Genomic DNA, 12186 nt, shown 5'->3' on the forward strand with positions numbered 1-12186 from the left:
GATCCGTGGATTTGTAGCGCACACCACAGGGCAGACAGGCATCCTCCGCACCAATTCGGGCATACGGGCGCCCTGGTGACGTTCCCGCCACCAGGGCGCCGTGCGCGCGGAAGCGGCCGCGGTGGCCTACTCGGCCGACACCACGGTCACTTCACCGATCCCCAGGGCCTCCACCGGCGCCTTGATCTGCGCCGCGTCGCCGACGAGGACGGTCACCAGCCGGTCGACCGGGAAGGCGTTGACGACCGCCGCGGTGGCCTCCACGGTGCCGGTGGCGGCCAGTTGGCGGTACAGCTCGGCCTGGTAGTCGTCGGGCAGGTGCTGCTCCACCTGGTCCGCGAGGGTGCTCGCGACCGCCGCGGCGGTCTCGTACTTCAGCGGTGCCACGCCCACCAGGTTCTGCACCGCGACGTCCCGCTCGGCGTCGGTCAGGCCGTCGGCGGCGAGCGTACGCAGCACGTTCCACAGGTCCTGCAGCGCGGGCCCGGTGTTGGGGGTGTCCACGGAACCGCTGATGGCGAGCATGGCCGCGCCCGTTCCGTCCGGCGCGGAGCGCAGGACCTGGGCGAAGGAGCGGACGCCGTAGGTGTAGCCCTTCTCCTCGCGCAGGACGCGGTCCAGGCGGGAGGTGAGGGTGCCGCCGAGGCAGTACGTGCCGAGGACCTGGGCGGGCCACACCCGGTCGTGCCGGTCGGCGCCGACGCGGCCGATGAGCAGCTGGGTCTGGACGGCTCCGGGACGGTCGACGATCACGACCCGGCCGGTGTCGTCGGCGGTCACCGGCGGAACCGGACGGGGCTGCCCCGGTGAGCCGGTCCACGCGCCGAGGGTGTCCCCGAGCAGCGTGTCCAGGTCGATGCCGGTGAGGTCGCCGACGACCACCACGGTGGCCGTGGCGGGCCGCACGTGCCGCTCGTAGAAGGCGCGCACGGCCGCCGCGTCGATGCCCTCGACGGTCTCCTCGGTGCCCTGGCGGGGGCGCGCCATGCGCGCGTCGGCGGGGAACAGCTCCTTGGAGAGCTCCTTGGCCGCCCGGCGCGCGGGGTTGGCCAGCTCGTGCGGGATCTCGTCGAGGCGGTTGCGGACCAGCCGCTCCACCTCGCTGTCGGCGAAGGCGGGCGCCCTCAGGGCGTCGGCGAGCAGCCCGAGGCCCTTGGTGAGCCGGGAGGCCGGCACCTCCAGGCTGAGGCGGACGCCGGGGTGGTCGGCGTGCGCGTCCAGGGTGGCGCCGCAGCGCTCCAGTTCGGCGGCGAACTCCTCGGCGGAGTGCTTGTCGGTGCCCTCGGAGAAGGCCCGCGCCATGATCGTGGCGACGCCGTCGAGACCGGCCGGCTCCGCCTCCAGCGGCGCGTCGAGGACCACCTCGACGGCGACGACCTGCTGGCCGGGACGGTGGCAGCGCAGCACGGTCAGGCCGTTGTCGAGCGCGCCGCGCTCGGGGGCCGGGAAGGCCCAGGGCTTGGCGTCGCCCGCCTGCGGCTGCGGGTGGAAGTCCATCGGGGCGAGCTCGGTCACTTCGCCGTCTCCTCGTTCTCGTCGGTGCCGGCGGTCGCGGCGGCCTGTGCGGGGTCCTCGTCCCCGGCGGTGAGCGGTTCGTAGACGAGCACCGCGCGGTTGTCGGGGCGCAGGCGGGCCGCGGCGACCTCCCGCACCTCCTCGGCCGTCACCTCCAGGACCCGGCTCACGGCGGTCAGGGCGAGCTGCGGGTCGCCGAAGAGGACGGCGTACCGGCACAGTTCGTCCGCGCGGCCCGCGACCGTGCCGAGCCGGTCCAGCCACTCGCGCTCCAACTGGGCCTGCGCACGCTCCATCTCCTCGGCCGTGGGGCCCTCCTCGGCGAACCGGGCGAGCTCCTCGTCGACGGCCGCCTCGATCACCGGTACCTCGACGTCACCGGACGTCTTCACGTCCAGCCAGCCGAGCGAGGGCGCCCCGGCGAGCCGCAGCAGGCCGAACCCGGCGGCGACGGCGGTGCGGTCGCGGCGCACCAGCCGGTTGTAGAGGCGGGACGACTCGCCGCCGCCCAGGACGGTGAGCGCCAGGTCCGCCGCGTCGCACGCCCGGGTGCCGTCCTCCGGGAGCCGGTAGGCGGCCATCAGCGCACGCGCGGGCACCTCCTCCGTCACGACCTCGCGCAGCTCCCCGCCCATCACATCCGGCAGGGAGCCGTCACGGGGCTCCGGCTTGCCGTCGTGGGACGGGATGGAGCCGAAGTACTTCTCGATCCAGGCGAGCGTCTGCTCGGGGTCGATGTCGCCGACGACGGACAGCACGGCGTTGTTCGGCGCGTAGTAGGTGCGGAAGAACTGTCGGGCGTCCTCCAGGGTCGCCGCGTCCAGGTCCGCCATCGAACCGATGGGCGTGTGGTGGTAGGGGTGGCCCTCCGGATAGGCGAGGGCGGTCAGCCGCTCGAAGGCCGTGCCGTAGGGGACGTTGTCGTAGCGCTGGCGGCGTTCGTTCTTGACGACATCGCGCTGGTTCTCCATGGACTCCTCGTCCAGGGCGGCCAGCAGCGAGCCCATGCGGTCCGCCTCCAGCCAGAGCGCGAGCTCCAGCTGGTGGGCGGGCATGGTCTCGAAGTAGTTGGTGCGCTCGAAGCTGGTGGTGCCGTTGAGCGAGCCGCCCGCGCCCTGGACCAGCTCGAAGTGTCCGTTGCCCTTGACCTGGGCGGAGCCCTGGAACATCAGGTGCTCGAAGAGGTGGGCCAGGCCGGTGCGTCCCTCCACCTCGTGGCGCGAGCCGACGTCGTACCAGAGGCACACCGCGGCGACCGGGGTCAGGTGGTCCTCGGAGAGCACCACGCGCAGGCCGTTGGCCAGGCGGTGCTCGGTCGCTGTCAGGCCGCCGGAGCCTGCCTGGGCTGTGGCCGTGTGACCCATGGGCATGTACGTCCCTTCGATCGCGGTGGCGGTCGTCGAGCCCGCCGTTCCTGCCGGTCCTGTCACTGTATGCAAGCGTGCGGAGCAGCGGCGAAGTTCCCGGGGGCCGCCGACTACGCCCACAGCGAGAACCGGGAACCGGACGGCCCACGGGAGCGCGGCCGGCCCACGGGACCGGGGGGTGTGGGGCGGCTGGGGTGCGGGGGCGGCTGGGGTGTGGGAGTGGCTGGGGTGTGGGAGTGGCTGGGGTGCGCGGGGGGCGCGTGCGGCGCCGTGTGCCGTCGCGTGCCAGTCGGTGCGCCCCGTGCGGGTCCGGTACGGCATCGAGGGCCGGGGGAATCCCGGAGACGGCGGCGGACGGGCTGCTGGAAGCGACCGGGGCTGCCAGAGGCGGGCGGGTTGCCGGGGGACGGAGGTGGACAGGGCAGTCGGAGCCGACGGGGCGGCCGGGGCCGACGGAGCCGCCGAACCCTGCCGGGGCTGCCGGGGGCTGCCGGGGCGGATTCCGGGAGCCCGCCCGACGGTTCGTGCCCGGGGGCGCGTACTCTGCTCGCGCCGCCACGACCCCGCCCGCACCGCAGGTCCCGCGACCGGGTCTGGTCCCGGTTGTCGGTGCGCCGGTCCACAATGGTCCGCGTCAGATCCGTCCCACGCTCAGCAAGGAGCCGGCAGCGATGGCCCGCCGCAGCACGAAGACCCCGCCGCCCGACGAGCCGTACGAGGAGAAGATCCTCGACATCGACGTCGTCGACGAGATGCAGGGCTCCTTCCTCGAGTACGCCTACTCGGTCATCTACTCCCGCGCCCTGCCGGACGCGCGCGACGGGCTGAAGCCGGTGCACCGCCGCATCGTCTACCAGATGAACGAGATGGGCCTGCGCCCCGAGCGCGGGTACGTGAAGTGCGCCCGCGTGGTCGGCGAGGTGATGGGAAAGCTGCACCCGCACGGTGACGCGTCGATCTACGACGCGCTGGTGCGCATGGCGCAGCCGTTCTCCATGCGGGTGCCCCTGGTCGACGGCCACGGCAACTTCGGCTCCCTGGGCAACGACGACCCGCCCGCCGCCATGCGGTACACCGAGTGCCGGATGGCCGAGGCGGCCGGGCTGATGACCGAGTCCATCGACGAGGACACCGTCGACTTCGCCCCCAACTACGACGGCCAGGAGCAGGAACCGGCCGCGCTGCCCGCCGCGTTCCCGAACCTCCTGGTCAACGGCGCCTCGGGGATCGCCGTCGGCATGGCCACCAACATGCCGCCGCACAACCTGCGCGAGGTCGTCGCCGCGGCCCGGCACCTCATCCGGTACCCGAACGCCGACCTCGACGCCCTGATGAAGCACGTGCCGGGCCCCGACCTGCCCACCGGCGGACGCATCGTGGGCCTGTCCGGCATCCGCGACGCGTACGAGACGGGCCGCGGCACGTTCAAGATCCGCGCGACGGTCACCGTGGAGAACGTGACGGCGCGCCGCAAGGGCCTGGTGGTCACCGAGCTGCCCTTCTCCGTCGGCCCGGAGAAGGTGATCGCCAAGATCAAGGACCTGGTCGGCGCGAAGAAGCTCCAGGGCATCGCCGACGTCAAGGACCTCACCGACCGTGAGCACGGACTGCGCCTGGTCATCGAGATCAAGAACGGCTTCGTGCCCGAGGCGGTCCTGGAGCAGCTGTACAAGCTGACCTCCATGGAGGAGTCGTTCGGGATCAACAACGTGGCCCTGGTGGACGGCCAGCCGCTCACGCTGGGCCTGAAGGAGCTCCTGGAGGTCTACCTCGACCACCGCTTCACCGTGGTGCGGCGGCGTTCGGAGTTCCGACGCGGCAAGCGGCGGGACCGGCTGCACCTGGTGGAGGGCCTGCTCACCGCCCTCGTGGACATCGACGAGGTCATCCGGCTGATCCGCTCCAGCGAGAACTCCGCGCAGGCCAAGCAGCGCCTGATGGAGCGCTTCTCCCTCAGCGACGTCCAGACGCAGTACATCCTCGACACGCCCCTGCGCCGCCTCACCAAGTACGACCGGATCGAACTGGAGGCGGAGAAGGACCGGTTGAACGCGGAGATCGAGGAACTGACCCGGATCCTCGACTCCGACGCGGAGCTGCGCAAGCTGGTCTCCGCCGAACTGGCCGCGGTGGCCAAGAAGTTCGGCAACGACCGGCGCACCACGCTGCTGGACTCGGCCGGTACGCCGGCCGCCACCGTGCCGTTGCAGGTCGCGGACGACCCGTGCCGCGTGCTGCTGTCCTCGACGGGCCTGCTCGCCCGGACCGCGAACGACGCGCCCTTCCCCGAGAAGCCGGGCACCAAGCGGGTCAAGCACGACGTGATCGTCTCGGCGGTCAGGACCACGGCGCGCGGTGAGGTGGCCGTCGTCACCTCGGCGGGCCGCCTGCTCCGGCTGAACGTCGTCGACCTCCCGCAGCTCCCGGAGGACCTGCAGGTGCCCAACACGGCGGGCGGGGCGCCCCTCGCCGAGTTCGTCACCCTCGACGCGGACGAGGACGTGGTCTGCCTGACCTCGCTCGACGAGTCCTCGCCGGGTCTGGCGCTCGGCACCGAACAGGGCGTCGTCAAGCGCGTGGTGCCCGACTACCCGTCCAACAAGGAGGAGCTGGAGGTCATCTCGCTCCGGGACGGCGACCGGATCGTCGGCGGTGTCGAACTGCGCACGGGCGAGGAGGACCTGGTCTTCGTCACCGACGACGCCCAGTTGCTGCGGTACCCGGCGGCCCAGGTCCGTCCGCAGGGCCGTCCCGCGGGCGGCATGACGGGCATCAAGCTGTCGGCGGACGCGAAGGTCATCCACTTCACCGCCGTCGACCCCTCGGCGGACGCGGTGGTCCTCACGGTCGCCGGATCGCGCGGCACGCTGGACGACTCCGTCCAGACGACGGCCAAGCTGACCCCGTTCGACCAGTACCCCCGCAAGGGCCGGGCCACCGGCGGGGTGCGCTGCCAGCGGTTCCTCAAGGGCGAGGACTGCCTGGCCCTCGCCTGGGTGGGTGCCACGCCCGCACGTGCAGCGCAGAAGAACGGCGCCGCCGTCGCCCTGCCGGAACCCGACCCGCGCCGCGACGGCTCGGGCGTGTCCCTGGGCAAGACGGTGTCGGTGGTCGCCGGCCCGGTGTAGGAACCGCGACCGGTCCGGTCCCGGGACACCGGGCGGCGGGAGCCGGTCCTGGAGGGCTGGTCCTGTGCCCGGGGCCGGTCCCCGGGCCGGGGCCCCGCAGTACGAGGCCGGGCCGGGGTCCGGGGATGGACGCGACGTCATGGCGGTCGGTGCCCGGTGCCGGTGGCCGACGGCGGTCCGGGCCTGGTCCTGTGGCCGGGGGCTGCGGCGGCCGGGCCCCTGGTTCCGGTGGCCCCGCGGCGGTCGAGGGCCTTGGTCCCCGTGGCCGGACGCCACGGCGGCCGGGTACCTGGTCCCGGTGGCCCGGCGTCACGGCGGTGGGGCCCTGCCACGGCCGGGCGGTTCCGGGGGGTGCGGTCCGGGACGCGGCGGTGTCGGGCGGCGCCGCTGCCGAGGGGCCCACACCCCACCGGCCACGTGCGCCGGTCACGTGCGCCGGTCACCTCGGCATGTCGGCGCCTCGCCCTCACACCGACGGGTGCGTCCCCCGGGACGCCATCCCGCCGGGCTCGGCCCGGTCCGACTCTCCCTCGCCGAAGGCGAGTTCGTCGGACCGGACCTCGTCGGGCTCCATCCCGTCGGGGTCGGGCTCCACCCCGTCGGGGTCGGGCTCCACCCCGTCGGGGTCGCGCTCCTCCGGGTCGTCCTCGGCACCGTCCACGTACCGCAGGACGCCCCACATGCCGCGTTCGTCGGCCTCCTGGCTCTCGGCGGCGCACGCCTCCAGCTCCTTGCGCAGCGCGGGGGCGTCGATGCCGGACCCGATGAGCACGAGTTGCGTGAGCCGCTCCGCCCCCGGCGGCCAGGGCTCCGGCCGGAAGCGCAGGAACCGCCCGACGGCGTGCACAGCGTAGCGGTGGTGGACGTCGAACGGCCCGAAATCGACGTAGCCCTTGATCCGGAACAGGCCCTCGGGCCGGCTGTCAAGGAACCTCATCAGCGCCCGGGGGTCCGTGGGCCGCTCGGAGACGTGGGACACGCTGTCGTAGGCGGCGTGCAGATGGCCGCCGTGGTCCTCCGCTCCTCTGCCGGTGCCCGTCGCGCCACGGGCGGCCTCGTCCCCGTGCGCGTGCCCGGGGACGTGCCCGTCACCGGAGCGCCCGGCGCCCACCCGCCCGGTACCGGCCCGCCCGGCTCCGTCGTCGTGGAGCCGCAGGTCGTCGAAGGAGAGCTGGCCGATCCGTTCCTCGCTCGGGCGGCAGTCGAAGAGGAACTCCGGGTCGATCCGGGCGCGGGTGGCGGGCACGACGGCCGCCCCGTCGACGAGGCCCCGGACCCGGGCGAGGAGGCGCTCGGGATCCACCGCGCGGTCCATCTTGTTGACCACGACGAGATCGGCGAGGGCGAGGTGCCGGTCGATCTCGGGGTGTCTGGCCCGGGTGTCGTCGAACTCGGCGGCGTCCACCACCTCGACGAGGCCCCCGTACACGATCCCGGGGTGTTCGCTGGCGAGCACCATCCGCACCAGCTCCTGCGGTTCGGCCAGACCGCTGGCCTCGATGACGACGGCGTCCAGACCGGCTGAGGGGTGGGCGAGCCGTTCCAGGTACGCGTCCAGTTCGCTGCCGTCGACGGCGCAGCACAGACACCCGTTGCCGAGCGACACGGTCGAGTCCCCGAGGGCCCCCGCGACCGCCATGGCATCGATCTCGATGGCCCCGAAGTCGTTGACGATCGCCCCGATCCGGCTGCCGCCGCTGTGGTGCAGGAGGTGGTTGAGCAGGGTCGTCTTACCCGAACCCAGGAACCCGGCCAGGATCACCACCGGAATCCGCTGCTCGTTGCTCCGCTCCGCCACGCGCTCTCTCCACCCCTCGGTACGCCGGTGTGCACCCCGGCGAACGTCCGACGACTCGACCGGCGCCCAGGATACGAGCGCCTCCGACGACCCCGGAGCGAACCCGTGGTACGCGCCAAGTCCCTTCACGCACGGCTCCCGAAGGGCGCGGTCCCGGGATGCGGCGGAGGGACTGTGGGTGCGTCCCGAAGGGCCGCACACCGGCCCCGCCCCCCGTCCGGAGCACACCACCCGCGGGCCGGGAAGCACCCCGACACAAGTCAGGTTAGGCTCACCTCTGTGAGTACGTGCTCAACCGCCTCCCGCGAGCTCGACGAGCCCCTCGCCGGGACCGCGGCCACCGCGAGGACGTGGCTGCTGCTGGAGCAGCCCGGCCCCTGGGGTGCCAAGGCGCTCACCTCGAGTCACCTCGACCCCGCCCTCGGCCGGGCCCTCGAAGCCGCCGCGAGGGGCACCGGGGTGCGCATCGCCCTCATCCGGCGCACCGGGCGCCACGCCGACCGACCCGCGGGCGCGGCGCGCCGGGTGTACGCCGCACACACCGTTCCGGGACGGGTGTGGTTGCACTCCGCCACCACGGCCGACCCGCGGGACCTGCTCGGCCTCGATTTCGCCGCGCTGGGCCGCGGCGCGCACGACACCTTCGACACGGTCCTCGGCGGACAGCCGCACGACGGCGACCCCCTCGCCCTCGTCTGCACCAACGGCAAGCGCGACCGCTGCTGCGCCCTGCTCGGACGCCCCCTGGCGGCCGAACTCGCCGCCTCCGGGGTCGACGGCGTGTGGGAGGTGACGCACCTGGGCGGTCACCGCTTCTCCCCGACCGTGCTCGTCCTCCCGTACTGCTACGCCTACGGCCGCGCCGAGGCCCATGCCGTCAAGGAGGTGCTGCACGGTGTCCAGGAGGGCCGGATCGTGGTGGAGGGCTGCCGGGGGAGTTCTGCCTGGGAGCGCCCCGGACAGGCCGCCGAACTGGCGGTGCGGACGGTGGCGGGCGTCGAGGCCGCGGAGGCGCTGAGCATCGTACGGATCGACGGTGCGGCCCCGCGCTGGGAGGTCACCGTCGCCCACACCGACGGGCGCCGCTGGTGGGTCGAGGTGGTCCAGGGCGCCGCGTCGCCGCCACGGCCCGAGAGCTGCGGCTCCGTGCTCGGATCGCCCGCGCGCATGGACGTGACGGCGGTCCGCGAGGTGACGGTGACCGCGCTGGCGAGGTGATCGCCGCACGGGCCGGACCCCAGTGCGGAGCACAAGGCGCAGGTCTGCGGGTCTGCGGGTCAGCAGCTCAGCAGGATCGTCCACCGGCCGAGGTGCAGGTCGGTGGGCGCAGGCCCGGCCGTCGGCCCCGGGCGCGAGTCGGGAGACCCGACCGCCGGCCGGGGCGCAGATCGTCGGCCCGAGCGCGGATCGGCGGGTTCGCCATCGTGTGCCGTGGGTGCGCGCGGATCAGATGGGACACAGGCACTTCGTCGGACGGGCCGGACGCCGGAGTCGCGCGGCGGAGACCGGGCGACGGCGGTCGCGTACCGAGCCTTCGCCCCACCCACTGTCGGCGAGATCCGGCGGCCGGTGTCTCCGCCCGGTGCGGCGACCTGTCCCGCGTCCCGCCAGGGTTCCCTCACGACGCCCCGCCCGTGCGGAGCGGCGCGGCGGTCCGCGTACGGTCGGGGCATGAGTTCCGCTGCCGCCCCCGCGCGCCGCCGGCGTCTGCGTCTGCGTCTGCGTCTGCGTCTGCCCCGGCGGATGTTCGCCCAGGTCCTGCTCATGCAGCTGGCGATCGCCGCCGGTGTCGCCGTGCTGGCGACGGGCTTGTTCCTCGCGCCGCTCGGCGAGCAGCTGGACGACCAGGCGATGCGGCGGGCCCTGGCGATCGCCCAGACCACCGCTCAGCAGGGGCGGATCGCCGACGACCTGCGGTCCACGGAGCCGAGCCCGGACGGACCGGTCCAGCGGGAGGCGGAACGGATCCGCGAGGCCACCGGCGCCGAGTACGTCGTCGTGCTGGACCGCGACGGCGTGCGCTGGTCGCACACCGATCCGCGGCGGGTGGGCGGCCATGTCTCCACCGACCCCGGCGAGGCCCTGGCCGGGCACGAGGTCATGGAGATCGACGACGGCACCCTGGGCCGTTCGGCCCGCGGCAAGGTGCCGCTGCGGGACGCCGACGGCCGGATCGTCGGCGCGGTGTCGGTGGGCATCGCCTACGACAGCGTCCGGGCCCGGCTGATCCACGCGATTCCCGGTCTGTTCGCCTACGCCGGCGGCGCGCTGGCCGTCGGGGCGCTCGCGGCCTGGCTCATCTCCCGGCGGGTGCAGCGTCAGACCCGGGACCTGGCCTTCTCCGACATCGCGGCGCTGCTCGCGGAACGCGAGGCCATGCTGCACGGCATCCGGGAGGGCGTCGTGGCCCTGGACCGCAGCGGACGCGTCCGGCTCCTGAACGACGAGGCGCGGCGCCTGCTCGACCTCGGGGACGAGGCGGTGGGCCGCTCCCCCGAGGAGGCGCTCGGCCCGGGCCGCACGGCCGACGTGCTGTCCGGGCGGGCCGACGGGACCGATCTGCTCACCGTCCGCGGGCAGCGGGTGCTGGTCGCCAACCGGGTGCCGACCGACGACGGGGGCGCCGTCGCCACCCTGCGCGACCGCACGGAACTGGACCGGCTCGGCCGGGAACTCGACTCCACCCGCGGTCTGACCGACGCGCTGCGGGCCCAGGACCACGAGCACGCCAACCGCATGCACACCCTGTTGGGACTGCTGGAGCTGGAGATGTACGACGAGGCGGTCGAGTTCGTGGCCGAGGTCGTCGGCGCCCACCGGGCGACCGCCGAGCAGGTCACCGAGCGGGTCGGAGACCCGCTGCTGGCCGCGCTGCTGGTGGGGAAGGCCGCGGTCGCGGCCGAGCGGGGGGTCGCGCTGGGCGTGTCGGAGCGGACCCGGCTGCCCGACCGGCTCGTCGACCCGGGCGGCCTCGTCACCGTGGTCGGCAACCTGGTCGACAACGCCCTGGACGCCGTCGCGGGGACGGCGCACGGGCGCGTGGAGGTCGAGGTGCGGACCGAGGGGCGCACCGTCGTGCTGGTGGTGCGCGACACGGGCCCCGGTGTCCCGCCCGAGCAACGCGGGACGGTCTTCACCGAGGGCTGGTCCACCAAGGAGCCGCCGGCCCACCGTGAGCGGGGCATCGGTCTCTCCCTGGTGCGCACGCTCGCCGAGCGGCAGGGCGGCCGTGCGACCGTGGGCGACGCGCCGGGCGGCGGGGCGGAGTTCACGGTCGTCCTCCCCGAGGCCCTGACCGAGCCGGGCAGCGAGGCCGCACCGACCGGGGCGTCCGTCCCCCGCCCGAGCGAGGAGGAAGCGTGATGATCGAGGTCCTGGTCGTGGACGACGACGTCCGGGTGGCCCGGGTCAACGCGGCCTACGTGGAGAAGGTGCCCGGCTTCCACGTGGCCGGTCTGGCCCACGGCGCGGCGGAGGCGCTGGCGGCTCTGGAGGCGGAGCCGTCGCCGGATCTGGTCCTCATGGACCACTATCTGCCGGACGGCACGGGGCTCGGTGTCGTGCGCGAGATGCGCCGGCGCGGCCGTCAGACCGACGTGATCATGGTGACGGCGGCGCGTGACGTGTCGACGGTGCAGGCGGCCATGCGGCACGGCGCGCTCCAGTACCTGGTCAAGCCGTTCGCCTTCGCCGGACTGCGGGCGAAACTGGAGGCGTACGCGGACCTGCGCCGCACCCTCGACGGCGGGGGCGAGGCCGAGCAGGCGGAGGTGGACCGCATGTTCGGCGCCCTGTCCGCAGCCGCTGAACCCAGCCTGCCCAAGGGGCACTCCGCCACCACGGCGGAACTGGTGCGGCAGTGCCTGATGCACGCCGACCGGCCGCTGTCCGCCCTGGAGATCGCCGAACGCACGGGGGTGAGCCGCCAGACCGCCCAGCGGTACCTGAAGCTGCTGGAGCGCACCGGGCGGGCCACGCTGACCCTGAAGTACGGGGACGCGGGCCGCCCGGAACACCGTTACACCTGGGCGACCCGCGCCTGAGAGCACGCGGCCCGGCCCGCGGGGCGGGGAGGACGCCGCGCTACCGGACCACGCTCGCGCAGCCGGGCGCCGTCGTCCGTCTCCGTACGGTGCGCCCGCCCGTGCGAGGCCGACCGATCCGGACGTCGGCCCCGCCCGATCCGGACGCCTGCGCCGGAACGGTCACGCGTGGCCAAGGCGGTCCCGCGTGACCGGAGCAGTCCCGAGTGGCCGCGTGCCGGGCCCGCGCATCGGAGCCGCAGGCGGTCCCGGAGCATGGCTCGGCAGCCCGCGCCGGAACACGGCCGCCTGGTCGGTCCGGCGGCCCGACCGGAACCGGCAGGTTCGCGTGGGAG

Annotated in this window: 7 protein-coding genes; 4 read left to right on the top strand and 3 right to left on the bottom strand. The window is 74.2% G+C overall.

Annotated elements, in window-relative coordinates; genetic code table 11:
- Positions 1 to 126 precede the first annotated feature (126 nt).
- A complete protein-coding gene (locus tag AC02VZ_RS13660; RefSeq protein ID WP_432054634.1) occupies positions 127 to 1515 on the bottom strand; it encodes a M16 family metallopeptidase in 1389 nt (462 codons plus the stop codon).
- Positions 1512 to 2885, bottom strand: a complete 1374-nt coding sequence (locus tag AC02VZ_RS13665; protein ID WP_432054703.1) for a M16 family metallopeptidase — start codon at positions 2883 to 2885, stop codon at positions 1512 to 1514. The genes AC02VZ_RS13660 and AC02VZ_RS13665 overlap by 4 nt, the downstream gene beginning before the upstream one ends.
- Positions 2886 to 3553: 668 nt before the next feature.
- Between AC02VZ_RS13665 and AC02VZ_RS13670 the strand changes: the two genes are divergently transcribed.
- The gene (locus AC02VZ_RS13670) at positions 3554 to 6010 is read left to right on the top strand and encodes a DNA gyrase/topoisomerase IV subunit A (protein ID WP_432054633.1); all 2457 of its coding nucleotides are present in this window, start codon (positions 3554 to 3556) and stop codon (positions 6008 to 6010) included.
- A 466-nt stretch (positions 6011 to 6476) separates the two neighbouring features.
- Here AC02VZ_RS13670 and AC02VZ_RS13675 read toward each other — a convergent pair whose 3' ends face one another.
- On the bottom strand, positions 6477 to 7808 hold the full coding sequence (locus AC02VZ_RS13675) for a CobW family GTP-binding protein (RefSeq protein ID WP_476475436.1): 1332 nt from the start codon (positions 7806 to 7808) through the stop codon (positions 6477 to 6479).
- Positions 7809 to 8087: 279 nt separating this feature from the next.
- Between AC02VZ_RS13675 and AC02VZ_RS13680 the strand changes: the two genes are divergently transcribed.
- From AC02VZ_RS13680 to AC02VZ_RS13690, 3 genes are all read left to right on the top strand, one after another.
- Positions 8088 to 9026, top strand: coding sequence for a sucrase ferredoxin (locus AC02VZ_RS13680; RefSeq protein WP_476475437.1), 939 nt, complete (start codon positions 8088 to 8090; stop codon positions 9024 to 9026).
- 453 nt (positions 9027 to 9479) lie between these two features.
- Positions 9480 to 11171, top strand: coding sequence for a sensor histidine kinase (locus AC02VZ_RS13685; RefSeq protein ID WP_476475438.1), 1692 nt, complete (start codon positions 9480 to 9482; stop codon positions 11169 to 11171).
- On the top strand, positions 11171 to 11851 hold the full coding sequence (locus AC02VZ_RS13690; RefSeq protein WP_476475451.1) for a response regulator: 681 nt from the start codon (positions 11171 to 11173) through the stop codon (positions 11849 to 11851). Before AC02VZ_RS13685 ends, AC02VZ_RS13690 begins: the two co-directional genes overlap by 1 nt.
- The last annotated feature ends 335 nt before the right edge of the window (positions 11852 to 12186 follow it).

This window comes from Streptomyces sp. 3-6, from assembly GCF_056323165.1.

Excerpts from the sequence above, each read along its gene's own strand:
- AC02VZ_RS13665 (WP_432054703.1), bottom strand. The coding sequence starts at position 2,885 with ATGCCCATGGGTCACACGGCCACAGCCCAGGCAGGCTCCGGCGGCCTG.
- AC02VZ_RS13670 (WP_432054633.1), top strand. The coding sequence starts at position 3,554 with ATGGCCCGCCGCAGCACGAAGACCCCGCCGCCCGACGAGCCGTACGAG.
- AC02VZ_RS13685 (WP_476475438.1), top strand. The coding sequence starts at position 9,480 with ATGAGTTCCGCTGCCGCCCCCGCGCGCCGCCGGCGTCTGCGTCTGCGT.
- AC02VZ_RS13690 (WP_476475451.1), top strand. The coding sequence starts at position 11,171 with ATGATCGAGGTCCTGGTCGTGGACGACGACGTCCGGGTGGCCCGGGTC.